At 67.4% G+C, this 21,841-nt stretch carries 29 protein-coding genes; 18 read left to right on the forward strand and 11 right to left on the reverse strand.

The features are described 5' to 3' along the window. Positions 1 to 2 precede the first annotated feature (2 nt). From E0504_RS15300 to E0504_RS15350, 11 genes are all read left to right on the forward strand, one after another. Positions 3 to 575, forward strand: a complete 573-nt coding sequence (locus E0504_RS15300) for a cytochrome c oxidase assembly protein (RefSeq protein WP_131624920.1) — start codon at positions 3 to 5, stop codon at positions 573 to 575. A 69-nt stretch (positions 576 to 644) separates the two neighbouring features. After that, positions 645 to 1,472 carry a cytochrome c oxidase subunit 3 gene (locus E0504_RS15305; protein WP_131624921.1) on the forward strand — a complete coding sequence of 276 codons (828 nt, stop codon included), beginning with the start codon at positions 645 to 647 and terminating at the stop codon, positions 1,470 to 1,472. Next, entirely contained in the window at positions 1,472 to 1,876 is a 405-nt protein-coding gene (locus tag E0504_RS15310) for a DUF983 domain-containing protein (protein WP_131625016.1), read from the forward strand. The genes E0504_RS15305 and E0504_RS15310 overlap by 1 nt, the downstream gene beginning before the upstream one ends. Before the next feature lie 17 nt (positions 1,877 to 1,893). Further along, positions 1,894 to 2,457 carry an SURF1 family protein gene (locus E0504_RS15315; RefSeq protein ID WP_207974411.1) on the forward strand — a complete coding sequence of 188 codons (564 nt, stop codon included), beginning with the start codon at positions 1,894 to 1,896 and terminating at the stop codon, positions 2,455 to 2,457. A gap of 94 nt (positions 2,458 to 2,551) precedes the next feature. Further along, positions 2,552 to 3,952 carry a threonine synthase gene (gene thrC, locus E0504_RS15320; RefSeq protein ID WP_131624922.1) on the forward strand — a complete coding sequence of 467 codons (1,401 nt, stop codon included), beginning with the start codon at positions 2,552 to 2,554 and terminating at the stop codon, positions 3,950 to 3,952. Next, positions 3,952 to 4,842: a class I SAM-dependent methyltransferase gene (locus E0504_RS15325; protein ID WP_131624923.1), complete on the forward strand. Its 891-nt coding sequence runs from the start codon at positions 3,952 to 3,954 to the stop codon at positions 4,840 to 4,842. The genes thrC and E0504_RS15325 overlap by 1 nt, the downstream gene beginning before the upstream one ends. Positions 4,843 to 4,852: 10 nt before the next feature. Further along, complete coding sequence (locus tag E0504_RS15330; protein ID WP_131624924.1) at positions 4,853 to 5,227, forward strand: dihydroneopterin aldolase; 375 nt, start codon at positions 4,853 to 4,855, stop codon at positions 5,225 to 5,227. Then, positions 5,224 to 5,565, forward strand: coding sequence for a Rossmann fold domain-containing protein (locus tag E0504_RS15335; protein ID WP_131624925.1), 342 nt, complete (start codon positions 5,224 to 5,226; stop codon positions 5,563 to 5,565). Before E0504_RS15330 ends, E0504_RS15335 begins: the two co-directional genes overlap by 4 nt. Continuing rightward, complete coding sequence (gene moaA / locus E0504_RS15340) at positions 5,552 to 6,556, forward strand: GTP 3',8-cyclase MoaA (protein ID WP_131624926.1); 1,005 nt, start codon at positions 5,552 to 5,554, stop codon at positions 6,554 to 6,556. Before E0504_RS15335 ends, moaA begins: the two co-directional genes overlap by 14 nt. A gap of 18 nt (positions 6,557 to 6,574) precedes the next feature. Beyond that, positions 6,575 to 6,805, forward strand: a complete 231-nt coding sequence (locus E0504_RS15345) for a MoaD/ThiS family protein (protein WP_207974412.1) — start codon at positions 6,575 to 6,577, stop codon at positions 6,803 to 6,805. A 5-nt stretch (positions 6,806 to 6,810) separates the two neighbouring features. Next, positions 6,811 to 7,269 carry a molybdenum cofactor biosynthesis protein MoaE gene (locus E0504_RS15350; protein ID WP_131625018.1) on the forward strand — a complete coding sequence of 153 codons (459 nt, stop codon included), beginning with the start codon at positions 6,811 to 6,813 and terminating at the stop codon, positions 7,267 to 7,269. Here the strand turns inward: E0504_RS15350 and E0504_RS15355 are convergent. Next, positions 7,266 to 7,766 carry a hypothetical protein gene (locus tag E0504_RS15355; RefSeq protein ID WP_131624928.1) on the reverse strand — a complete coding sequence of 167 codons (501 nt, stop codon included), beginning with the start codon at positions 7,764 to 7,766 and terminating at the stop codon, positions 7,266 to 7,268. The genes E0504_RS15350 and E0504_RS15355 overlap by 4 nt on opposite strands. A 185-nt stretch (positions 7,767 to 7,951) precedes the next feature. On the opposite strand from E0504_RS15355, the gene rplU reads away from it, so the two are divergent. The 3 genes from rplU (at position 7,952) to E0504_RS15370 (ending at position 9,590) form a co-directional block, all read left to right on the forward strand. Continuing rightward, entirely contained in the window at positions 7,952 to 8,557 is a 606-nt protein-coding gene (gene rplU / locus E0504_RS15360; RefSeq protein ID WP_131624929.1) for a 50S ribosomal protein L21, read from the forward strand. 15 nt (positions 8,558 to 8,572) lie between these two features. After that, positions 8,573 to 8,842: a 50S ribosomal protein L27 gene (gene rpmA / locus E0504_RS15365; protein ID WP_131624930.1), complete on the forward strand. Its 270-nt coding sequence runs from the start codon at positions 8,573 to 8,575 to the stop codon at positions 8,840 to 8,842. A gap of 214 nt (positions 8,843 to 9,056) precedes the next feature. Further along, positions 9,057 to 9,590 carry a GNAT family N-acetyltransferase gene (locus E0504_RS15370; protein ID WP_131624931.1) on the forward strand — a complete coding sequence of 178 codons (534 nt, stop codon included), beginning with the start codon at positions 9,057 to 9,059 and terminating at the stop codon, positions 9,588 to 9,590. Between the two features lie 57 nt (positions 9,591 to 9,647). On the opposite strand, the gene E0504_RS15375 is transcribed toward E0504_RS15370, so the two are convergent. Next, positions 9,648 to 10,520: a metal-dependent hydrolase gene (locus tag E0504_RS15375; protein WP_207974415.1), complete on the reverse strand. Its 873-nt coding sequence runs from the start codon at positions 10,518 to 10,520 to the stop codon at positions 9,648 to 9,650. A gap of 106 nt (positions 10,521 to 10,626) precedes the next feature. Between E0504_RS15375 and E0504_RS15380 the strand changes: the two genes are divergently transcribed. Then, complete coding sequence (locus E0504_RS15380; protein WP_131624933.1) at positions 10,627 to 11,226, forward strand: TetR/AcrR family transcriptional regulator; 600 nt, start codon at positions 10,627 to 10,629, stop codon at positions 11,224 to 11,226. 3 nt (positions 11,227 to 11,229) lie between these two features. On the opposite strand, the gene E0504_RS15385 is transcribed toward E0504_RS15380, so the two are convergent. Beyond that, positions 11,230 to 12,666 carry a S41 family peptidase gene (locus E0504_RS15385; protein ID WP_131624934.1) on the reverse strand — a complete coding sequence of 479 codons (1,437 nt, stop codon included), beginning with the start codon at positions 12,664 to 12,666 and terminating at the stop codon, positions 11,230 to 11,232. 340 nt (positions 12,667 to 13,006) lie between these two features. Here E0504_RS15385 and E0504_RS15390 point away from each other — a divergent pair, with 340 nt between their 5' ends. Continuing rightward, positions 13,007 to 13,258: an SWIB/MDM2 domain-containing protein gene (locus E0504_RS15390; protein ID WP_131624935.1), complete on the forward strand. Its 252-nt coding sequence runs from the start codon at positions 13,007 to 13,009 to the stop codon at positions 13,256 to 13,258. A gap of 4 nt (positions 13,259 to 13,262) precedes the next feature. Here the strand turns inward: E0504_RS15390 and E0504_RS15395 are convergent, their stop codons facing one another. Beyond that, the gene (locus tag E0504_RS15395; RefSeq protein WP_207974416.1) at positions 13,263 to 13,634 is read right to left on the reverse strand and encodes a DoxX family protein; all 372 of its coding nucleotides are present in this window, start codon (positions 13,632 to 13,634) and stop codon (positions 13,263 to 13,265) included. Between the two features lie 56 nt (positions 13,635 to 13,690). Next, the gene (locus tag E0504_RS15400) at positions 13,691 to 14,161 is read right to left on the reverse strand and encodes a pyridoxamine 5'-phosphate oxidase family protein (RefSeq protein WP_131624937.1); all 471 of its coding nucleotides are present in this window, start codon (positions 14,159 to 14,161) and stop codon (positions 13,691 to 13,693) included. A gap of 131 nt (positions 14,162 to 14,292) precedes the next feature. On the opposite strand from E0504_RS15400, the gene E0504_RS15405 reads away from it, so the two are divergent. After that, complete coding sequence (locus E0504_RS15405; protein WP_207974417.1) at positions 14,293 to 15,045, forward strand: DUF72 domain-containing protein; 753 nt, start codon at positions 14,293 to 14,295, stop codon at positions 15,043 to 15,045. Between the two features lie 68 nt (positions 15,046 to 15,113). Here the strand turns inward: E0504_RS15405 and E0504_RS15410 are convergent, their stop codons facing one another. The 4 genes from E0504_RS15410 to dapD form a co-directional block, all read right to left on the reverse strand. Continuing rightward, positions 15,114 to 15,530: a DUF1810 domain-containing protein gene (locus tag E0504_RS15410; RefSeq protein ID WP_131624939.1), complete on the reverse strand. Its 417-nt coding sequence runs from the start codon at positions 15,528 to 15,530 to the stop codon at positions 15,114 to 15,116. A gap of 32 nt (positions 15,531 to 15,562) precedes the next feature. After that, positions 15,563 to 15,751 (reverse strand): DUF3008 family protein, encoded by a 189-nt coding sequence (locus tag E0504_RS15415; RefSeq protein WP_131624940.1) that lies wholly within the window; start codon positions 15,749 to 15,751, stop codon positions 15,563 to 15,565. Between the two features lie 91 nt (positions 15,752 to 15,842). Then, positions 15,843 to 16,208, reverse strand: coding sequence for a hypothetical protein (locus tag E0504_RS15420; RefSeq protein ID WP_131624941.1), 366 nt, complete (start codon positions 16,206 to 16,208; stop codon positions 15,843 to 15,845). Between the two features lie 55 nt (positions 16,209 to 16,263). Further along, positions 16,264 to 17,103, reverse strand: a complete 840-nt coding sequence (dapD, locus tag E0504_RS15425) for a 2,3,4,5-tetrahydropyridine-2,6-dicarboxylate N-succinyltransferase (RefSeq protein ID WP_131624942.1) — start codon at positions 17,101 to 17,103, stop codon at positions 16,264 to 16,266. A 440-nt stretch (positions 17,104 to 17,543) separates the two neighbouring features. Here dapD and E0504_RS15430 point away from each other — a divergent pair, with 440 nt between their 5' ends. Beyond that, entirely contained in the window at positions 17,544 to 19,634 is a 2,091-nt protein-coding gene (locus E0504_RS15430) for a S8 family peptidase (protein WP_207974419.1), read from the forward strand. Here the strand turns inward: E0504_RS15430 and E0504_RS15435 are convergent, their stop codons facing one another. Both E0504_RS15435 and E0504_RS15440 read right to left on the reverse strand, forming a co-directional pair. Next, entirely contained in the window at positions 19,635 to 20,723 is a 1,089-nt protein-coding gene (locus E0504_RS15435) for a phosphotransferase family protein (protein ID WP_207974420.1), read from the reverse strand. Next, on the reverse strand, positions 20,720 to 21,808 hold the full coding sequence (locus E0504_RS15440; protein WP_131624943.1) for a Zn-dependent alcohol dehydrogenase: 1,089 nt from the start codon (positions 21,806 to 21,808) through the stop codon (positions 20,720 to 20,722). The genes E0504_RS15435 and E0504_RS15440 overlap by 4 nt, the downstream gene beginning before the upstream one ends. Positions 21,809 to 21,841 lie beyond the last annotated feature (33 nt).

The following is a 21,841-nucleotide window of genomic DNA, read 5'->3' on the forward strand; positions in this document are numbered from 1 at the left end:
CGATGGCGAGCATTCCGCAGGTTCGGCGCAGCAACGCCCGCACGGGCATCACCGCCGCGCTGCTGGCACTCGCGATGCTGGGCCTGGGCTTCGCCGCGGTGCCGCTGTACCGCCTGTTCTGCCAGGTCACGGGCTTTGGCGGCACCACGATGCGCGCTACCGAGGGCCAGGCGATCGCCGCCGAGCGTGCCGGAGCGAAAGCTGGAGCGTCCATCTCGGTCCGCTTCGACGCCAATATCGATGCCGACTTGCCGTGGACGTTCCGTCCCGAGCAGGTGACCCAGACGGTCAAGCTGGGTCAGCGGCAGATGGCGTTCTATTACGCCAAGAACAATTCCGACCGGCCCATCTCCGGCCAGGCGAGCTTCAACGTCTCGCCCGACCAGACAGGTGGCTACTTCAACAAGGTCCAGTGCTTCTGCTTCACCGAGCAGACGCTGCAGCCGGGCCAGGAAGTGGTGATGCCGGTGCTGTTCTTCGTCGATCCGGCAATCCGGCAGGACGAAGACGCGGCGCCGGTTGAACAGATCACCTTGAGCTACACTTTCCACCGCCAGGCGGATCAGCCGCAATAGCGCTCTTGTTAGCGCCGTTTGCGCGCATTAAGGGCAAGCCAAACCGCTCGATCAGGGACGAGACTTCACATGGCAGGCGCCAAGAACCACCAGTACCACATCCTGCCGCCGGACATCTGGCCGCTGATCGGCTCGATCTCCGCCGTCACCTTCACCAGCGGCCTGGTGCTGTTCATGCACCGCGACACGATGAGCGGGTGGCCGATCGTCCTGGGCCTCGGCGTTGCCGGCCTGATTGCGACCTTCTTCAGCTGGTTCGCCAACATCGTCAACGAAGCGCAGGCGGGCGATCACACCCCGGTGGTGCAGTTGCATCTGCGGTACGGCATGATCCTGTTCATCGCTTCGGAAGTGATGTTCTTCGTCGGATGGTTCTGGGCGTTCTTCGACTTCTCGCTGTTCCCGAGCGAGTTGTCCGAAGTGGTAGGCGGCCAGTTTCCGCCCAAGGCGATCGAGGCGGTCATGGACCCGTTCGACCTGCCGCTGCTCAACACGCTGATCCTGCTGTGCTCGGGCACCACGGTCACCTGGGCGCACCATTCGCTGATCCACGGCGACCGCGACGGCCTCAAGAAAGGGCTGTGGCTGACGGTCCTGCTCGGCATCCTGTTCAGCTGCATCCAGGCGTACGAGTACGCCCATGCGCCGTTCGAATTCGGCAACAACACCTACAGCTCGGCGTTCTACATGGCGACCGGCTTCCACGGGTTCCACGTGCTGGTCGGCACGATCTTCCTGATCGTCTGCCTGGTCCGGACCTACAAGGGTCACTTCACTCCGCAGCAGCACTTCGGTTTCGAAGCCGCCGCGTGGTACTGGCACTTCGTCGACGTGGTGTGGCTGTTCCTGTTCATCGCGGTCTACGTGTGGGGCGGCTGGGGCGCGCCGATTCACTGATGAATTCGGACCGCCCCGACCACCAGCAGGGGCCAGCCGATCGACAAGGGCAGCCCGGCATCGCCGCGGCTGCCCTTTCGGGTCTGTGTCCCCGGTGCGGAGCCAGGACGCTGTTTGCCGGGGTCGCCCGCTTCGCTCCGGCGTGCCGCTCCTGCGGGCTGGATTTTTCCCGCTTCGACGTGGGTGACGGACCGGCGGCGTTCCTGATCCTGATCATCGGGGCACTCGTCACGGGTCTGGCGATCTGGCTGCAGCTCGCAGCGGAACCGCCGTTCTGGCTGCAGGCGTTGATCTGGATCCCGGTCACGCTGGCGCTGGTGGTGCTTGGCCTCAGATTTTCGAAAGCAGCGCTGATGGCGAGTGAATACCGCAACCGTTCCGGCGAAGGCCGGCTGAGGAAGTGAGCCGGCGGATACCTGTCGTGGCGACAGTAATCGTGGCGCTTGCGATCGCGGCGATGATCGTGCTCGGCATGTGGCAGATCGGCCGGGCGGATGAGAAGCAGGCGCAGCTGGCACGTTATCAACGGTCGCTGACGATGGCGTCCGAAACGCAGTGGCCGCGCACCGCGCAGGAGCGGGAGGCGGCGCTTTATCGCCGGTCGGAACTGACCTGTGCCCAGGTTCGCAGCATCGACGCCCGCGCCGGACACTCCCAGTCCGGCCAGACAGGATGGGCGCACATCGCGCAGTGCACCCTGGCCGACGGCAGCCCCGCGGTGGTGGCGCTCGGCTGGTCGAGCGATCCGGCAGCGGTGCAATGGCAGGGGGGCGCCGTGGCCGGTTTCGTCGGACCTTCCGGCAAGAACGGCGTGCGGCTCGTGGCCTCGCCTCCGCAGGCCGGTCTCGCGCAGCTCGCTGCGCCCGACCCGCGCGATGTGCCGAACAACCACTTGTCCTATGCGGTGCAATGGTTCCTGTTCGCCGCGACCGCACTGGTGATCTATGTTCTGGCGCTCCGAAAGAAGTGGCGTGAAGCGGCGTAGCGCCGCACCGGCTGGGCGAACAAGAAAACCGCCCGCCGGTGCCAAGTGTGCCTTGCTTGCCGGCGCCCGGGCCCGCCGCTAATCGCTGAATCCGATGGATTACATCTCCACTCGCGGAAGCGCGCCGGCGCTCGATTTCGAAGGCGCGACCCTGGCTGGCCTCGCGAGCGACGGGGGTTTGTATCTGCCGCGCGAATGGCCGCGCTTCACCGCTGGCGAGATCGCGGGGTTGCGGGGCCTGCCTTACGCCGAACTCGCCGCGCGGGTGATGCAGCCGTTCGTCGGCGACAGCCTCTCGCCCGAACGGCTGCGGGAACTGACCGGCGCCGCGTACGGCCGGTTCTCGCACGCCGCGGTCACGCCGCTGGTGCAACTGGACGAGACGCACTGGCTGCTCGAGCTGTTCCACGGGCCGACCCTGGCGTTCAAGGACGTGGCACTCCAACTGCTGGGATTGCTGTTCGAGGAGTTCCTCGGCCGGACGGGCCGCAATCTGACGATCGTCGGCGCGACCAGCGGGGACACCGGCAGCGCCGCGATCGACGCGGTCGCCGGCCGCGAGCGGGTGGAGATCTTCATGCTACACCCGAACGGCAAGGTGAGCGACGTCCAGCGGCGCCAGATGACCAGCGTCCTCGCGCCCAACGTGCATAACGTCGCGATCGACGGTTCGTTCGACGATGCACAGGCCATGGTGAAGCGCATGTTCGCCGATCCCGAACTGACCGCGCGTCTGCACCTGGGCGCGGTCAACTCGATCAACTGGGCGCGGCTGATGGCGCAGGTGGTGTACTACTTTGCCGCCGCCCTGCAACTGGGCGCGCCCGACCGCCGAGTCGCCTTCAGCGTGCCGACGGGTAATTTCGGCGACGTGTTCGCCGGTTATGTCGCCGCGCAGATGGGGCTGCCGATCGAGCGGCTGATCGTCGCGACCAACGTCAACGACATCCTCCACCGCGCACTGGCAGACGGCGACTATTCTGTCGGCAGCGTCACCGCCACCGCCGCGCCTAGCATGGACATCCAGGTCAGTTCTAACTTCGAACGCCTGCTGTTCGATGCGGGCGGCCGCGACGGGGCTGCCCTGGCGGAGCAGATGCGCGGCTTCGAAGCGAGCAAGGCCATGCAGCTGACCAACTCCCAGCGGCAGGGGGTCGCCGGGCTGTTGACCAGCGCTCGCGCCGAGCTGGGCGACATGAACGGCGCGATGCGCTGGGCGCGGGAAGCGGCAGGTCAGCTGATCGACCCGCACACCGCCATCGGCCTGCACGCCGCGCGCGCTGCCGATTTGGAGCCGCAGGTGCCGGTGGTGACGCTCGCCACCGCTCATCCGGCGAAATTCCCGGATGCGGTGGAGCGGGCCACCGGGCAGCGGCCGCATCTGCCCGCGCGGATCGGTGATCTGTTCGCGCGGGCGGAGCGCTTTGACGAGCTGCCGGGCGATTACCGCGCCGTTAGCGCCTATATCTCCGAGCGTGCGAAGCCTGCCTCCTGATGGCCACTTTGGTGCAGCAACCGGTGATCCTGACCGGAGAAGGTTGGGCCGACTACGCGCTGCTCGACAGCGGGCATGGCCGCAAGTTCGAACGCTATGGCCGCTATCGCTTCATCCGGCCCGAACCGCAGGCGATGTGGACGCCGCGCCTGGACCATTGGCCGGCCGACGGCGAATTCGTTCCCGGTTCCGATGAGGATGGCGGAGGACGCTGGCAATTCGCGAATGCTGTCCCTTCAGATGGATGGCAGCTTGAATGGGACGATGTTCGCTTCACCGCCCAGTGCACTCCGTTTCGCCATCTTGGCTTCTTCCCCGACATGGCGCCGGTCTGGACGTGGATGCGACAGCAGCTCCGGGGCATGGAGCAGGCCCAGACCTTGAACCTGTTCGGGTACACCGGCGTCGGCAGTCTGGCTCTGTCCGCCTGCGGGCCCGTGGCGCATGTCGACGCCAGCAAAAAATCCGTCGCGCAGGCGCGCGCAAATGCCGAACTGTCGGGCATGGAAGAACGGCCGATCCGCTGGCTGATCGACGATGCGGCCAAGTTCGCCGCGCGCGAGGTGCGCCGGGGCAAGCGCTACGACGGCATCATCCTCGACCCCCCGAAGTTCGGCCGGGGCCCAAATGGCGAGACCTGGCGGATCGAGGAGCACCTCGCCCCGCTCGTGTCAGACTGCCGCCGCTTGCTGGATAGCGACAGCCGGTTCCTGTTCCTGACGGTGTACGCCGTCCGCATGAGCAGTCTCGCGCTCGCCGGTCTGCTGGCCGAGCTGTTCGCCGACCTGCCGGGGACGATCGAGCATGGTGACCTGGCCGTCAGCGAGGAGGGCGAGGGCGCCCGCCTGCTGCCCACCGCCATCTTCGCGCGCTGGTCCAATCCGGGCTAAGGCGGCGACCATGGCCGATTCGCTGATCCTGGAAGTCGCTGATCTGGAAGTGGATGTGCTCACCGGCATCTATTCCGAAGAGACCGGCAAGCCGCAACCGCTGCGCATTTCGGTGTCCGCCCGGTTGAAACCGGAAGCGCGCTACGAGCCGGATACCCCGCTTGCGGCGAGCAAGAACTACATGGATCTCAAGTTCGCCGCGACCGAGGCGCTGGGATCGCAGTTGCACTTCAAGCTGATCGAATCGGTGGCGGACCACATTTGCGATACGCTATTCGTGTCGGATCGGCGGGTGGAAGCGGTCACGGTGAAGATCGTCAAGCTGGCGATCGCTGAGGCGGGTGAGCGGATCGGCATCACCCTGACCCGCGAGCGGCGCGGGTGAACGGGGCCGTGCTGCGGGTCGGCGGGTTGCCGGACGAAGCACTCGATGCAGCTGCTGCTTTCTACGACCAGTGGTTACCGCGCGCGCTGAAACAGCTTTCGCCGGACAGCGATGTGCTGACGATCGTGTTATCGGGTGCAGCTTACGATCACACGGATTGGCGCCGCGCCGCGGCGCGGGACATTGCACGGGCAGCAGCCCCGCAGCGGGTGAATATCGTGGCAGGTGACGACGAAGGGGCGATCGCGGCCACCGTGGAATACCTGGCCCGGGCCCCGGGTGTAACCGGGCAATATCTACCCACGACCGGCGGAGGCGCGGGCGTTGCCACCGGCTGAGCCGACGCTGATCGACCGCTTTCAGCGGCGCATAACTTACCTGCGGCTGTCGGTCACCGATCGCTGCGACCTGCGCTGCGCATATTGCATGCCGCGCGAGATGGTGTTCCTGCCCCGCAAGGATTTGCTGACGCTGGACGAGCTTCACCGGCTGGCGCTGGCGTTCATCGACCGCGGCGTGCGCGCGATCCGGCTGACCGGCGGCGAGCCGCTGGTCCGGCGCGATGTCATGGATCTCGTGACGGCGCTTGGTCGCCACGTAGGACAGCAGCTGGACGAGCTGACGCTGACCACCAACGGAACGCACCTCGCCGATAAGGCGGATGCGCTGGCGTCGGCGGGTGTGCGCCGGGTCAACGTATCGCTCGACACGCTCGACCGCGTTCGCTTCACTGAATTGACCGGCGCCGATCGGCTCGGCGCGGTACTCGACGGGATTGCAGCGGCGCGGGACGCGGGCCTGGAGGTGAAGCTCAACGTCGTCGCCTTGCGCGACGAGAGCAGCGAGGGCCGGCGCGAACTCATTGAATGGGCGCATGGCCACGGTCATTCGGTGACCCTGATCGAGGTGATGCCGATGGGCGAGGTGGCAGCCGGCCGGGCAGACCAGTTCGTGCCGCTGACCGAGGTGCGCCGGGAACTCGAGACGCGGTGGACCCTCACGCCGTCGACTCACCGCACCGGCGGGCCGGCGCGCTACTGGCATATTGCGGAGACCGGGGGGCGGATCGGGTTCATCACACCGCTCAGCGACAACTTCTGCGCTGGCTGCAACCGGCTGCGCGTGACCGCCACGGGCCAGTTGCACCCATGTCTCGGCGGCACCGAAGCGGTCGATCTGCGCGCGGCGCTGCGCTCTGGAGGGGGAGACCAGGCGCTGGCATCGGCTCTGGAGACTGCCATGCGGATCAAGCCTGAACGCCATCGCTTCGCGATTTCTCAAGGGTTCGAGAGCGGCCCTGCGCGGCACATGTCGGTCACGGGCGGCTGACGGCTCATGGGGGTCCGGGTGCTGTTGCTGGGACGGCTGCAAGATTTGGCGGGGACCGACGAACTGATCCTGGAAGCCCCGCTGTCATGGGAAACGCTGCTCGCCAACGTACCCGCGGCGCTGGCGGCGGCGATCCGGGATGAGCGGGTGAACGTAGCACTTTCGGGCACGGTGGTGGCGGACAAGGCGACGATCCTTGCCCACGAGGGTGACGAGGTCGCGCTGCTGCCGCCGGTCAGCGGAGGCTGAGGGTGATGGACCTGCGGGGTCCGGCCGATGTGCGGTTGCTGGAGGACAGACTATCGCCAGGGCCGGCGCTGGCCGCGCTTGGCGAGGTCCATCAGTCGAGCGGCGGAATCGCGAGCTTCGTCGGGCAGGTCCGGACCGGCGGCGGGGTGACCGCGCTGGAACTGAGCCACTACGCTCCGCTCACCTTACCGGGGATGGAACGGCTTGCCGGCGAGGCGCTGGCCCGCTGGCCGCTCGATGCGCTGCTGGTGTGGCACCGGGTGGGGCTGCTCTTGCCGGGCGAGCCGATCGTGCTGGTGGCGGCAGCGGCGCGGCATCGGCGAGCCGCGATCGAGGCGGTCGATTTCACGATGGACCACCTGAAGGCGGCGGCCTGGTTCTGGAAGCGCGAGCAGCGCGATGGGCAGTGGCACTGGATCGAGCCGCGGCCCGAGGATCATGCCGACTTGGCGCGGTGGAGCTAGCCGACCCGCGCCCGGAGGCGCCCCAACGCCTCGTCTTCTGACCGCACAAGAGCTTCAACCTCGTCCCGCACGGCCCCGATCGCCTCGCGCGGCCCGGCTTCGATGGTCGAATCGACCCACAACGCATCGAGATCGGCCAACGGAACCGCGGTCAGGCTGCGCTGCGAATCGAGATCGGCCAACGCGACCTGCGCGCTCGCCCAACTGTCGCTGCCGGTCGCCCCGGCCGCGGCGGCGGCGCGCTGGGCTGCGGGAAGGGCGGCCATGAACTGGGCGTGATGTCCGGCGGCATCGCGGCGCAGCGCGGCGAGGCGGGCGACGAGGTCGGCGCTGGGGGCAGGCGGCGGCAGGGGCGCGACCTGCGCCGGGTCGGTCGCGAAACTGCCCTGCGCCCGTTCTGCCGGCCGCTGAGCGAGCGAGGGGTAATCTCCCGAGCTGGCACAGGCGGCGAGCAATGCGGAGAGCAGCAGGGCTGCAAAAGGTCTGGCGCCGGTCACCGGGTGTCCTTAGCACGGCCGGCGATGCTGGGAAGCCGGTCCAGCGCAATTTGGCCTATCCGAGCGTTGACTTGTTGGAGCCTTTCCTTTAGCGGCGCTCATCTTTCCGGGGCCCTTCATCGGGTTCCCCGGTCTCGTCGCCTTGCCAAGGGCGGCCACACACATAGTCGGAAGTGAACCTTACCATGTTCGCAGTAGTGCGCACGGGCGGCAAGCAATACCGGGTTGCCGCCGGAGACAAGATCGCGGTCGAGAAGCTGGCGGGTGACGCCGGTGAGACCATCACGCTGGGCGACGTCCTGATGGCCGGCGAAGGCGACAGCCTGGCCGATGCCGCCAAGGTCGTCGTGTCGGCCGAGATCATCGCCCAGGCGAAGAGCGAAAAGGTCATCGTCTTCAAGAAGCGCCGCCGGCACAACTACCGCCGCAAGGCCGGGCACCGCCAGCAGATGACCCTGCTGCGGATCGTCCAGGTCGGCGACGACAAGTACGAGAAGTCCGCGCCGAAGGCCGAGGCTGCTCCGGTCGCGACCGCTCCGGTTGCCGATGCGGCTCCGCTCGACACCACCCCGGCCGCCGCCACTTCGGGCGATACGGGTTCGGTCGATACGGCTCCCGCAGCCGAGACCGCTGCCGCCAAGCCGAAGAAGGCGAAGGCTGCCGCTCCGGCCAAGGATACCGGGACCGCCGGCGAGGGCATGGTCGATGCGCCCGCCAAGAAGAAGCCGGCCAAGAAGGCCGCCGCTCCCCAGGACGACAGCGCCACCGACGGCGCTGCCGACAGCGAATAAGAGTAGGACGAGACCATGGCACATAAAAAAGCAGGCGGTTCGTCCCGCAACGGCCGCGACTCCGCGGGCCGGCGCCTCGGCGTCAAGAAGTTCGGCAGCCAGGAAGTGATTCCGGGCAACATCATCGTGCGCCAGCGCGGCACCAAGTTCTACCCGGGCACCGGCGTGGGCATGGGCAAGGATCACACGCTGTTCGCCCTGACCGAGGGCCGCGTGCGATTCCACTCGGGCAAACTTGGCCGCAAGTACGTGTCGATCGACATGATGGCCCAGGCCGCGGAATAACGGACGGTTCGATAACGGGGCCGTCCATCAGGACAGCCCCCGCCGGGCGTCAAAATCCGGCATCCAGAGGGAGATAGGGCTTTCCTGATTCAGGGAGCCCATCTCCCTCTTGTCGTATCTCCCTCGTGCAACCGGCGCCATCGCAGAAGCGCCGCCATGAGAATGTCACGCGCCGCTCCTAGCGGGCAGGCGCGGGGCGAGGAGGAGAAGCGACGTGTTCCATCGTACGGCAAGGCTGTTCCTGCGGCCGGCATGGCCCGAGGACTGGGAAGCAGTGCTCGGCGGGATCGCCGAGGAAGGGATCGTGCGCAATCTGGCGCGCGCGCCGTGGCCGTATGGCCCGGAAGAAGCGCGCACGTTCGCCGCCATGCCGCAAAATCCGTGCCGCCCTCACTTTCTGGTCGTGCATGCTGACAGCGGACAGGTCGTCGGCTCAGCTGGCCTGGGGGACCATCATGGCGAGGCGGAACTCGGCTATTGGCTCGCGCGGCCGTTCTGGGGCCGTGGCTTTGCCACCGAAGCCGCGGCGGGCGTGATCGAGATTGCGCGTCTGCTCGGGCACCAGCGCGTCCACGCGGGTCACTTCGTGGACAATCCAGCATCGGGGCGCGTGTTGCGCAAGCTAGGCTTCGTCCCCACGGGCCTGACCCGTCCCCGGATGAGTTGTGCACGCGGGTGCGAAGTACCGGCGCATGAATATATCCTCAACCTGGAGGCTGAGGCCGTCCCGCACATGCGGGCAGCTTGAACGAAAAGCGCCGCCCCGGTCTCACCGGGGCGGCGTTCGTGTGTCTCGATTATTGAATTAGGCTGGCAGCAGCGCGTCGGTGAAATCACCCTCGTGCTTGGCGATCAGCGCCCGGTCGTCGTGGTTCCACGGGTGGAAACCGGGCATGAAGAACGCCAGCCACTGCGGCGCGATCCGGCGCAGGAAACCGGGGCGCACCAGCAGGTAGGCCCAGATCTTCGCGCGCCATTTCCAGCCGGTCAGGCCATCCTGCGCCAGCAGATCGGCGGTGTCCTGCACCCGGTTGAAGATGAAGCGCTTGGACACGATCACCATCATCAGGCTCTTCACCTTCCACCGCTTCCATCGGCTCCAGTCCTTGGTGGCGTGCAGCCAGGTGTCGTAAGCGACGCCCTTGTGCTCGATCTCCTCCACCGAGTGCCAGCGCCAGATGTCACCGAGATCGCCCTCTGCGCCGGCGAGGTGTTCAGGGTTCGCGAGCAGTTCGTGGCCCAGCATCGCGGTGAAATGCTCCAGCGCCATGGTGGCGGCTAGATTGAGGTACATCGGCCGGTTGTTAAGCAGTTGCAGCAGGTGCTCGACGCGCTGGTCGATGAAGCTGACATCGTAACCGCTCGCCTCGGCCAGCTTGTTCAGCACGATGTGTTCGCGCGTGTGGTTGATCTCCTGCCGCACGAACGCGCGGATCTCGGCGGTCAGTTTCGGTGAGGCGCCCTCGCGGAAGGCCTTGACCGATTCGATGAAGAACGCTTCCCCGCGCGGGAAGGTCGCGGACAGCGCGTTGAACCATGCGGTGGCGACCGGATCGCCATTCAGCCACCAGCGCTTCGGCTCAGCTCCCCGCAGGAAGCGGCGGTCGCGGATGACGATGTCGAGGTCCGCCGGGGTGGCGTTGGCGGCGGGGTGATCGAATGTCGTGGGGGCGTTCACGGGGCGCAGCTCCATTGAATGATGACGCCGGAATAATCCTTACTGACACCAGTGTCAATAAGGAACGGTTGAACCGGCTGGCGCCGCGCACTACGCCCCCCGGCCTATGGCCACCCGCAAACGTCTGAGTCCCGAGGAATCCCGCACCGCAGCCCTGGTCGCCGCGCGGGTGCTGCTGATCGAGACCGGCCCGCAGTCCGTCACCTTGAAGGCGGTGGCGGCGCGCATCGGGCGCACCCATGCCAACCTGCTGCATCACTTTGGCTCGGCGTCCGGTTTGCAGAAAGCGCTGGCGCAGCATCTGGCCGAAACCGTGTGCGAAACGATCAAGGAAGCGGTGCGCGCCAGCCGGGCGGGGCTGGGCAGCCCGCGCGAAGTGGTCGACCTGACGTTCGATGCGTTCGACCGCGAAGGGGCGGGCGCGCTCGCTAGCTGGATGCTGGCGAGCGGCAACGAGGATGCGCTCGATCCCATTATTGAGACCATCCACCAGTTGGTCGATGACATCGCTCCGCAGGAAGCAGCGCACGGCGACAGCCCGCGCCGCCTGCACGAGGACACCCTGACGCTGGTGCTGCTGGCGCTTGGCGATGCGCTGATGGGGCGGCCGCTGGCGCGGTCACTCGGACTACCGGAAACCGCGGCGCGCGATCGGGCAGAACAGCTGCTGGTCAGCTCGCTGCAGCGCGCGAACGAGCCGACCTAGCCGCTAGAACGAGCCCGGCGCCTCGCGCTGCACCGCGTTGGGCTCTTGCGGGCGGAGCGGTTCGCGCTTGGGCGCCACCGACAGCGGGCCCTGACCCGACGCGCCGCCGATCGGGGTGCAGGCCCGTCCGGCAAGGAAATCGAGCGCGGTCTTGATCGCGGCTTCGTTCGGGTCGCCCAGCGGGTTGTTGATATCGTCGGGCGCGGCGCAGGTCTTGGGAAAAACGCTGGCGAGCCCGGTGTAGTAATCCCCCTGGCCCGAGGCGTTCTCGGTGCGAAAGGCGAGCACGCGCATCCGGGCGTCGCATTCGGCCTTGTCGAGCGCGATCTGTCCCACCGGCTTCCCGAACGTGTTGGCGCCGATCAGCGCCACGTTGGTGCCCAGGTACGGGATGAAGGCGTTGGCCAGCAGCTCACTGGCCGACGCGGTGCCCGAATAGCCGATGAAGGCGATCTTGGTGGCGGCGATGGCTTGCGGCTGCGCGGCGAAGTTGCGCGCGGAATTGTTGTTCGCCTTGCTGTCGCGGAAAGTGGTGCGGCTGAACACCTGGCCGACGCGATTGGCGGCGAGGAGGTCGCCGAACAGCTCCGCCGTCGATACCAGGCCGCCGCCGTTATAGCGCAGGTCAACGATCACCTCGGTCACGCCCTGCGCGCGGAAAGTGGCGAAGGCGGCGCGCAAGTCTGTCTCGGCCGGTCCGCCGATGAAGTTGCGCAGGTTGATGTAGCCCACCTGCTTGCCGCCATCGTTCAGGATCTTGGCGCCGTAGCGGTTGGACACCGGATCGATCGTGAAATCGGCCTTGGTCAGGGTAAGGTCGCTCAACGTGCCGTTGCGGTTGACGCGCAGGACCCGCACGACGCCGGGGTCCGACGGTCCGAGCGCGTTCACCACCGCCTGCGGACCGCCGCTCGCCATCAGCGACGCGACCGATTGCAGCGAACTAGCCGTTGAACCGATGGCGACGATCTCCGCCCCGCGATCGATCCCGGCATTGAGGGCGGGGGCGCCTTCATAGCTTTCCACCACGAACACCCGGCTCTGCGCGGTGTCGTATGCCAGCCGGATGCCGAAGCCCGCGCTCGAGCCCGAATTGTAGAACGCCGTCTCTTCAGCGATCGATGTGATGTAGGTGAACCCCCGGTCGCGCGATTGCGCCCGCGCGGGTGCGACGAGCGCGTCGATGTATCCCTGTACGGTCGAATAGTTGGCCTTGTTGACCGAGCTGTCGATCAGACTGGGGAACAGATACCATTCGTCGATCACCGACTTGGCGAAATTCTGCTGCGTGGAGACCGAACACGCCGCGGTTGTCGGCGTGGGTGTCGGCGTGCCGCCGCCGCCGATCGGGCCGGGGTTGCCGCCCCCTCCGCCGCCACCGCCACAGGCGACCAGCGCCAGCGCGAGCGTCAACGAGAGCGAAGTGCGACCCATGCTCATCCCGATAATCCCCATCCCAGGCGCGCCGATCAGCCGTCGTGCGCGCGGCCATCCCGTGGGGCCGCACCCGCGCCGGCGGGCGGTGGGGGCGGCCGTGGCGGGCAGTCTGAACCCGCGGATGCACTTTCCCAAGCGAAAATGCGGGAAAAAGCGCCTCGCGCCTGTCGAAAACTGCGTTCGGCAGGCAACTGGCCCTCGCCGTGCCGCATTGTTGCGCCTAGCATCATCGGTGGAAGAGGGCGTCTCACACGCCTTGCCCGCGCCTTGCGGGCGGGAGTGGACCGGCGAAACCCTGTTCGACTAGCTTATTACGGATAGCCAAGCAGGAAAGGATCACAACATGGCTGGCAAGAACAACGCGCTCCAGAAGCCCGTCACCCTTACGCCCGATCTCGAAGCGGTTTGCGGCAAGGGCCCGATGACGCGCGCCCAGGTCACTTCGAAGGTGTGGGACTACATCAAGAAGAACGGCCTGCAGGACAGCAAGGACAAGCGGATGATCAATCCCGACGAGTCGCTCGGCAAGGTGACCGGCAAGGACCAGATCTCGATGTTCAAGATGACCGGTGCCGTTTCCAAGCACATGAGCTGAACGCTTAGCGTTTACGGCGGGCGAACGGCCAATCGGTCGCTTCGCTCGCCCACAGCGCAAGCCAGATGATCAGCGGCTGCGCCAACAGGCGCGGCACGTGATACGCCAGCCCCAGGCCCTGATCGGGCCGCGCCAGATCAAGCGCCATGTGCTGGAAGTTCGCCGGCCACACGCACAACGCATAGAGCGCCAGGCCCCAGCCTCCCACCTGCCGCAGCGGGCGTGACCATGGTTGCAGCAAAGCGGCAGCCCCGAGCAGTTCCGCCACTCCGGTAACCGCCACCACCCACGCGGGGACAGGCACCCAGCCGGGCATGATCTTCAGAAACGGACCTGGCGCCGCGAGGTGCAGGTATCCCGCGACGCCATAGAGCACCGCGAGCAGCCAGCGAATTGCTGTGCGCGCGATGCCCCCGTGTCGAGCGGCGCGGGTCAGGGGCCCTCGGTCCAGACGCCCTTATCCTCCAGCACGATCTCACCTTCATCCTCGCCATCCCAGTAGTGGACGCGGCTGGCGCGCACTTCCAGCATCACGAGGCCCGGGGTGTCGGTGCCTTGCGGGAACCACCGGTCGAGCGAGGTCTGCCAGTGCTCCTTGAACCGCGCCTTGTCGCGCACGATCCGGGCCTTGCCCTCGACATGAATGAACTGCCCCGGCGCGCCGAGGATGCCTTTCAGCCCGGCGCTGCCGAGATAGGTCATCGCGACGTTCGGATCGCGTTCGATATCGGACACCATCTGCCGGTCCTGGTAAGTGAAGAACCACGAGTCTCCGTCGAAATCGACTTCGCTGTTGTTGCTCATGGGCCGCGCGCCAATGGTGCCGTTGGGCGCATGGGTGGCAAGGGTGCAGAAATCGATCTGCTTCATGTCTTCGGCGATGTGGGACAGGGTCTTGGTCATGCATGGTCTCCAGGTTCGCTTATCAAATGTTGGGCCGCAGGCTTGTTCCACTGAGCGGCAAACAGGCTAGGATCGGTCGCATGATACGCACCGGGATCGGCGGCTGGACGTATCCCGCGTGGCGCGGGGGCGTGTTCTATCCCGCCGGCTTGCGGCAGCGCGACGAGCAGGCGTTCGCGACCCGCGCGGTCTCGGCGATCGAGATCAACGCGACGTTCTACCGCCTGCAGACGCCGCAGACCTTCGCGGCCTGGCGCGACCTGGCGCCGCCGGGGTTCATCTACAGCCTCAAGGGATCGCGCTTCGTCACCAACCGCAAGGTTCTCGCCTCCGCGGGCGAGGCGCTGGAGCGATTCGTGGGGCAGGGCTTCATTGAGCTTGGCGACATGCTCGGCCCGATCGTGTGGCAGCTCGCCGTGACCAAACGGTTCGATCCCGACGATATGGCCGCGTTCCTGGCGCTGCTGCCAGCGGCGCACCAGGGCGTGCCGCTACGCCATGCGATCGAAGTGGGGCACGAGAGCTTCGCCTGCGCCGAATTCGTCGCGCTGGCGCGAAAAGCGGGGGTTGCGGTGGTCTATTCGGAGGCGGCCGGACGGACGCCCGTAGCGGACCGGACCGCGAATTTCGCATACCTGCGGCTGCAAAATCTGACGAGCGGGCGCCGGACCGGCTACCCGCCGGCTCAGCTCGATCGGCTTGCCCGCCAATGCCATGCGTGGGCGCGGGGCGAAGCACCAGGGGAGCTGCCGTACGCCGGCGACCCGTCCGACAGCGCCGGCCGACCGGGCGACGTGTTCGCGATGATGATCAACGGCGCCAAGGAGCGCGCTCCGGCAGCGGCACGCGCGCTGGCGAAGCGGGTCGCGAAGCTGCCTGAATAGGTGCCCTTAGCGGAGCACCTGAGACGCGCACCCGGAAGCCATCGGCACGCAAGCCCGCATCGGTATCGTCAGAGCCGTTCGAGCGTCGCCCGATCGGGCTCGCCGACAAAGAATGCCGCGAGCGCCGCTGCAAAGCGCGCATTCTCTGGCGCGGCGGCCCCGAACAAGGTCATCGAGCTGCGAAACTTCACTGCGTCGATCGTCCCCAGGATGGCCTCGGCAGAGTGCTTCCCGGCCCAGCTGAGCATGGCATCCGTCGCGGCGTCGAGGCGTTCTCCGAGCAGCGGGTGCGCAAGGTAAGCCGCGGCTTCCCGCAAATCGGCCAGGGCATAGTAACGTGCCATCTCGCTCCGTCCCAGCCCGGCAATTTGTGGGAAGACGAACCAAATCCAGTGGCTGTGCTTCGACCCGGCGCGGAGTTCGGCAAGCGCCCGCTCGAATACGCCACCTGCCTGCGCGGTTACGAACCGGTCGAGCGATGCCATGCCGGTAGCGGGCGACCGCTCGCGCCGAACAATCAGTCGCCGGATTTTTTCTCTGGCAGTCCCTTGCGCTTGGTTTCCGCAAGCTCCTCCAGTTCGTTTTCCGTCATCGACTTGTACATGCCCTTGGAAGCGCCTTGCAGGTCGCCGACTTTCGTGTCGCCGCGCTTGGCGGACAGGGCTGCGCCGGCCGCTTTCTGTTGTGCCTTGGATTGAGCGGGCATCAGGGTTCTCCTACGCTGCGTCCAGTTCCGATCCCAACTTGAGTGCGCGATCGCCCATGCGGACCGCGTTGTCTTTCCCGGCCGCCCCGACTTACTGGGCCGTGTTCGTCGGATCCCCCGCAGGCGCATCGCCCGGGGTGGCCGCGCTTGACGGAGCGGCATCGGGGGCGGCGTTCGACTGCTGCGTGCCAGTGGCACCGGTGTCCGCGTCAAAGGCGGGCGCCATCGGCTCGCCCCGGTCTGCGTTCATGTCTTCCTGCGCCGCCATCTCGCGGCTCTGATTGACCTGGCTGTCAGCGCCGTTGTCCTGCGAGAGCATTCCCGTCGCCAGGATGATGGCGAATGCCGCGATGACCAGCACCAGGCCGATCACCAGCACCCAGCGGACCACGCCTTCGCGCGAGCCGCCGCTGGCTTCGGTTGTGCTGGCGTGAATTTCGTCGCCCCGATGGTCCATTGTCTGCCTCCCTTGCCTGATTGCCGCTTCTACGGTTTCCCGCCGGTTTCGGTTCCTAGTCGCGCAACAGCTCGTTGATGCCGGTCTTGGAACGGGTCTGCGCGTCGACGGTCTTGACGATCACTGCGCAGTACAGGCTGGGGCCCGGGCTGCCATCGGGCAGCGGCTTGCCGGGGAGAGCGCCCGGCACCACCACGGCATAGGGCGGCACGGTGCCCATGTGCACTTCGCCGGTCGCGCGATCGACGATCTTGGTCGAAGCGCCAAGGTAGACGCCCATCGACAGCACCGCGCCTTCACCCACGCGCACGCCTTCGGCGACCTCGCTGCGAGCGCCGATGAACGCGCCGTCGCCGATGATCACCGGGTCCGCCTGCAGCGGCTCCAGCACCCCGCCGATGCCCGCTCCGCCGGAGATGTGGACGCCTGCACCGATCTGCGCGCAACTGCCCACCGTCGCCCAGGTATCGACCATCGAGTTCTCGCCGACATGGGCGCCGATGTTGACGAAGCTGGGCATCAGCACCGCGCCGCGGCCGATGTGCGCGCCGCGCCGGACCACCGCGCCCGGCACCACCCGGAAGCCGGCCTCGCGGAAGCGATTGTCGCCCCACCCGGCGAATTTTGACGGAACCTTGTCGAATGCGGGCGCGCCCGCGCTGCCGCCGTCGATCACCGCGTTGTCGTTGAGCCGGAAGCTCAGCAGCACCGCTTTCTTGAGCCACTGGTTGACCCGCCACCCGCCGTTGCCGTCCGGCTCCGCCACGCGCGCACTGCCCGCATCCAGCATCTCGAGCGCGGCCTCCACCGGCTCGCGGACGTCGTGGCTGGCCGGCGTCACATCGGCGCGTGCGTCCCATGCCCGGTCGATGGCGGCGGCAAGATCGGCGGACATGGACATCGGCTCCCGTTCAGTGGCTATGCCCACGCGCTAGCTGGGCGCCGGGACAGCGGCAAGTGCGCGCGGCTGCAGAAACCCCGAACCGCGCGTTCAGCAAGATGTTAGGATCGCCCGTCCATGCTGAGGCAAATTCGGGGACGCATCGCATGACCAGACCTCCGCTCCGTCAACGGCGGCTCACCATTGGCTGCGCGCTTGGCACGCTGGCAGCGTTGTCCGCTTGCGGCGGCGGCGGTGGCGGTGGCGGGGGTGCTCCGCCGATCGTCAGCACCCCGGCCCCCGTGCCGACCCCTTCGCCCAGTCCGGCTCCACCTCCGCCGCCGCCCCCGCCTGTGGCGGCGTCGAGCTTCGATACGGCGGAGTTCCGCCGCTCGGACGGTCCTTCGTTTCACGGCGCCACCGCGGCGTGGACCAAGGGCGTTACGGGTGTAGGCGTGAAGATCGGCGTGGTGGACAGCGGGATAGACCCGGACAATCCTGAGTTTGCGGGCCGGATCGATCCGGCGAGCGGCGATGTGGTCGCATCGCGCTCCGTCGAAGGACCGGACGACCACGGCACCCAGGTGGCGCTGGTCGCCGCGGCGGCGCGCAACGACAGCGGCGTCGTAGGCATTGCCCATCAGTCGACCGTCGTGGCGTTGCGGGCGGATTCCCTGGGAAGCTGCGATGGCGAGGACGGGTGCACGTTCAGCGATCGCTCCATCGCCGCCGGCATCGACCGCGCGGTTGCGGCGGGGGCCACCGTGGTCAACCTCAGCCTGGGCGGCGATGCGCCGACTTCGGTGATGCTCGATGCCGTGCGGCGCGCGTCGGCGGCCGGGGTGGTGATCGTCGTGTCATCGGGCAACGAAGGGGACGGCAGCGATCCCGAGGTCGATCCCAACCAACCCAATCCGTTCGCTGCCGGGGTCCGCAACGCGGGCGGCAGCAACGTGATCATCGCCGGCTCGGTCAACGAGACCAGCCAGTTTTCCCCCTTCAGCAACAAGGCGGGCGCCCAGGCGCAGTGGTTCCTCTCGGCGCTGGGAGAGCGGGTCTGCTGCGTGTACGAAAACGGCGTCCTGAAAGTCGAATCTACGCCCGAAGGGCAGTTCGTCACGCTGGTATCCGGCACCAGCTTCTCCGCGCCGCAGATCTCGGGAGCGGTGGCGCTGCTCAAGCAGGCGTTTCCCAACCTCACCGGCGCGCAGATGGTCGATCTGTTGTTGTCGAGCGCGCGCGATGCGGGGGCTGCGGGGACCGACACGACCTATGGCCGCGGCATCCTCGATATCGCCGCCGCGTTCGCGCCCCGCGGGACGACGACGCTCGCGGGCAGTTCCACCTCGATGGCGCTGGGCGACGATACCGGCGTGGGGTCCGGCCCGATGGGCGATGCGTTCGGGGGCAAGCCGCTCGGCACCGTGGTGCTCGACGGATACCAGCGGGCGTACAGCTACGACCTTGGCCGCGGGATGCGCAGCGCCGGATTGCAGCCCAAGCTGCTGGGCGCGGTCGATGCCGGCACCCGGCAGGTGAGTGGCGGCGGACCGGCGGTGGCGATGGCGTTTACCCTTGCCGACGGATCGCGCGGTGAGCCGAATTGGATCGCCCCGCTGCGCCTCTCGGCCGAAGATGCTCGCGCCGCGCGCGTGCTTGCCGGCCGAGTGGCGATGAAGATCGCGCCGGACCAGCAGATCGGGTTCGCGTTCAAGGAACGGGCCGATGGCCTGGTGGCACTGCTGCAGGGGCAGGACCGCCCCGCGTTCCTGATCGCGGGCGATGCCGGGTCCGATGCGGGCTTCACGCAAGGCAGCGACCTTGCGGTCGCCTATCGCCGGCAGATCGGCCCATGGGGCCTGACCGCCAGCAGCGAGCAGGGGCGCGCCTGGCTCGGCAACTTGCGGATCGAGGACGGCACGCTGGAACGCGCCCGCGAAAGCCGCGGCCTTTCCAACTGGTCGCTGGCCGCCGATCGTACGTTCGGCCCGGTCGAGACCGCGCTCGGCCTGTCGTGGTTGAGCGAGGACCGCACGATCCTGGGCGCGTACTTTACCGATGCGTTTGGCGGGGGCGGGGCGAACACCCTGTTCATCGACGCCAGCGCCAGGTGGCGGATGGGCGATGGATGGCGGCTGGGCGGCGCGTTCCGCCAGGGCTTCACCCGCGCGGACCGGGTCGGCCTGATCGGCGGGGGATCGAACCTGGTCAGCCGCGGCTGGTCGGCGGACCTGACCAAGCAGGGCGTGCTGGGCCGGTCCGACACCCTGGGCCTGCGGGTGTCGCAGCCGCTGCGGGTGGCGGGCGGGGGGCTCAACCTGACGCTGCCGGTGGGATACGACTATGCCACGCTGTTGCCGACGTACGGCACCAGCCTGCTGTCGCTGACCCCGCAGGGGCGGGAGATCGACGCTGAGCTGGCATGGCGCGGGCGGCTGTGGGGCGGGGATGCCTCCACCAGCGTGTTCTACCGCACCGACCCCGGCAACTTCGCCAGCCTGCCCGACGACAAGGGTGTCGCGGTCAAGTGGGCGAAGCGCTTCTAGCTACGAAGCGCCTGCCAGCTTCGCGAACTCCCATGCCTTGTCGGCCAGGGGAGCCACGCGTTCCGACTGCGCCTTGGCATGGGCGGAACTGGCGGTACCGTCGATCACCCGCTTCTTGATGCCCTGCAGGATGCCTGCGAGGCGGAAGAAGTTGTAGGCGAAGAACCAGTTCATGTCGGGCACTTCGCTGCGTCCGGTCGCCGCGCAATAGCGCGCCACCAGTTCATCGAGCTCCGGAATGCCGAGCGCCGCGCGGTCGAGGTCCATCACCCCTGACCGGCCGCCGTTCTCGGTCACGTACATCATGCAAAGGTAGGTGAAATCCGCCATCGGATCGCCGAGGGTCGACAGCTCCCAGTCGAGCACCGCCAGCACTTGCGCCCGATCATGGGCGAAGATCATGTTGTCGATCCGGTAATCGCCGTGGACCACGCTGGTGCGGGTCTGCTCGGGCAGGGTCGCCGGCAGATACTCGATCAGCTTTTCCATTGAGGGCAGGTGATCGGTTTCGGACAGGCGGTATTGCTTCGTCCAGCGGTCGACCTGGCGGCCGAAGTAGTTGCCGGGCTTGCCGAAGTCCTCCAGCCCCGCTTCGGCGACGTCGGTGTTGTGCAGCTTGGCCAGCGTGTCGACCATCTCCAGATACACCGCGCGCCGTTCCTCGGGCGAGGCGCCGGGCATCGCGCCGTCCCAGATCGTGCGGCCATCGACCATGTCCATGACGTAGAACCACGATCCCACCACCGCATCGTCGGTGCACAGCCCGAACTGCCGCGCGACGGGAAAGCCGGTGCGGTGCAGGCCGGACTGCACCTTGAACTCGCGGTCCACCGCGTGCGCGCTCGGCAGCAGCTTGCCGAACGGCTTGCGGCGCAGGACGTAGTTCCTGGTCGGGGTCGACAGCTTGTAGGTCGGGTTCGACTGGCCGCCCTTGAACTTGCCCTGGGTCAGCGGCCCCTGGAACCCTTCGACGTTGGCTTCCATCCACGCGGTCAGGCGCGCTTCGTCGAGGTGATCGGCCTCGCTCGGCTCGACCGTGCCGGTGAAGGCCGCCTGCGCGTCGCCGATTTCGGGGGAGGGCACGCTCACTGGTCGAACACGATCACGCTGCGCGCGCTATCGCCCTGCTTCATCTTGTCGAAGCCTGCGTTGACCTCCGACAGCGAGATGCGTTCCGAGATGATGGTGTCGAGATCGAGCAGCCCGCGCATGTAGAAGTCCACCAGCCGCGGCAGGTCCACCGGGAAGCGGTTGTTGCCCATGATCGCGCCCTGCAGCTTCTTGCCGCTGAGCAGGTCCATCGCGCCGAGCCCGACCTTGCAGTCGAGCGGCATCATGCCGAGGATCGTCGCGGTGCCGCCGCGGCGCAGCACCTTGCAGGCCAGTTCGGCCGAGGCGGGCCGTCCGACCGCCTCGATCGCGTGATCGACGCCGCCCTTCGACAGTTCGATGACCTGCTGTGCGGCGTTTTCCGCCATCGCGTCGACCACGTCGGTCGCGCCGAGCGCCAATGCCAGCTCGCGCTTCGCGGGCACCGGATCGCAGGCGATGATGCGGCCCGCGCCGGCGATCTTCGCGGCATTGATCGCGGCAAGTCCCACGCCGCCGCAGCCGATCACGGCCACCGTTTCACCCGGCACCAGCTTGCACGCGTTGAACACCGCGCCCGCGCCGGTGGTGACCGCGCAGCCGATCACCGCCGCACGGTCGAGCGGCATATCGGGGTCGATACGCACGCAGGCGTGTTCGTGGATCAGCATCTGTTCGGCAAAGGCCGAAAGGTTGAGCATCTGGTTGACCATTCCGCCATCCGTGCGGGTGATGCGCGGCGCATCGCTCTGCGCGCGGCGCGTCTCACCGCCAAGGCACAGCGCCATGCGGCCGGTGACGCAGAATTCGCAGTGGCCGCAGAAAGCCGACAGGCACGACACGACGTGATCGCCGGGTTTGACGGTACGCACTTCGCTGCCGACCGCCTCAACGATGCCCGCCGCCTCGTGCCCCGGCACCGCGGGGAGGGCGTGAGGGTAAGTGCCTTCGATGAAGTGCAGGTCGGAATGGCACAGGCCACAGGCGGCGGTGCGGATCAGCACTTCGTGCGGGCCCGGCTTGGAGATCGACAGCTCCTCGATTTCGAGCGGCTGTTTCGGCTGGATAAGAACTGCAGCTTTCAAGACGTTGACTCCAGTTGGAAATTCGCTGGCACT

It is taken from the genome of Parafrankia sp. BMG5.11 (assembly GCF_004337455.1).

Bases quoted from the DNA above. Each gene is read 5' to 3' on its own strand.
- rplU (WP_131624929.1), top strand. From the start codon at position 7,952: ATGTTCGCAGTAGTGCGCACGGGCGGCAAGCAATACCGGGTTGCCGCC.
- E0504_RS15310 (WP_131625016.1), top strand. From the start codon at position 1,472: ATGAATTCGGACCGCCCCGACCACCAGCAGGGGCCAGCCGATCGACAA.
- E0504_RS15410 (WP_131624939.1), bottom strand. From the start codon at position 15,530: ATGGCATCGCTCGACCGGTTCGTAACCGCGCAGGCAGGTGGCGTATTC.
- E0504_RS15380 (WP_131624933.1), top strand. From the start codon at position 10,627: ATGGCCACCCGCAAACGTCTGAGTCCCGAGGAATCCCGCACCGCAGCC.
- E0504_RS15415 (WP_131624940.1), bottom strand. From the start codon at position 15,751: ATGCCCGCTCAATCCAAGGCACAACAGAAAGCGGCCGGCGCAGCCCTG.
- E0504_RS15420 (WP_131624941.1), bottom strand. From the start codon at position 16,208: ATGGACCATCGGGGCGACGAAATTCACGCCAGCACAACCGAAGCCAGC.
- E0504_RS15330 (WP_131624924.1), top strand. From the start codon at position 4,853: ATGGCCGATTCGCTGATCCTGGAAGTCGCTGATCTGGAAGTGGATGTG.
- dapD (WP_131624942.1), bottom strand. From the start codon at position 17,103: ATGTCCGCCGATCTTGCCGCCGCCATCGACCGGGCATGGGACGCACGC.
- E0504_RS15390 (WP_131624935.1), top strand. From the start codon at position 13,007: ATGGCTGGCAAGAACAACGCGCTCCAGAAGCCCGTCACCCTTACGCCC.
- E0504_RS15325 (WP_131624923.1), top strand. From the start codon at position 3,952: ATGGCCACTTTGGTGCAGCAACCGGTGATCCTGACCGGAGAAGGTTGG.
- rpmA (WP_131624930.1), top strand. From the start codon at position 8,573: ATGGCACATAAAAAAGCAGGCGGTTCGTCCCGCAACGGCCGCGACTCC.
- E0504_RS15385 (WP_131624934.1), bottom strand. From the start codon at position 12,666: ATGAGCATGGGTCGCACTTCGCTCTCGTTGACGCTCGCGCTGGCGCTG.
- thrC (WP_131624922.1), top strand. From the start codon at position 2,552: ATGGATTACATCTCCACTCGCGGAAGCGCGCCGGCGCTCGATTTCGAA.
- E0504_RS15305 (WP_131624921.1), top strand. From the start codon at position 645: ATGGCAGGCGCCAAGAACCACCAGTACCACATCCTGCCGCCGGACATC.
- E0504_RS15350 (WP_131625018.1), top strand. From the start codon at position 6,811: ATGGACCTGCGGGGTCCGGCCGATGTGCGGTTGCTGGAGGACAGACTA.
- E0504_RS15400 (WP_131624937.1), bottom strand. From the start codon at position 14,161: ATGACCAAGACCCTGTCCCACATCGCCGAAGACATGAAGCAGATCGAT.
- E0504_RS15300 (WP_131624920.1), top strand. From the start codon at position 3: ATGGCGAGCATTCCGCAGGTTCGGCGCAGCAACGCCCGCACGGGCATC.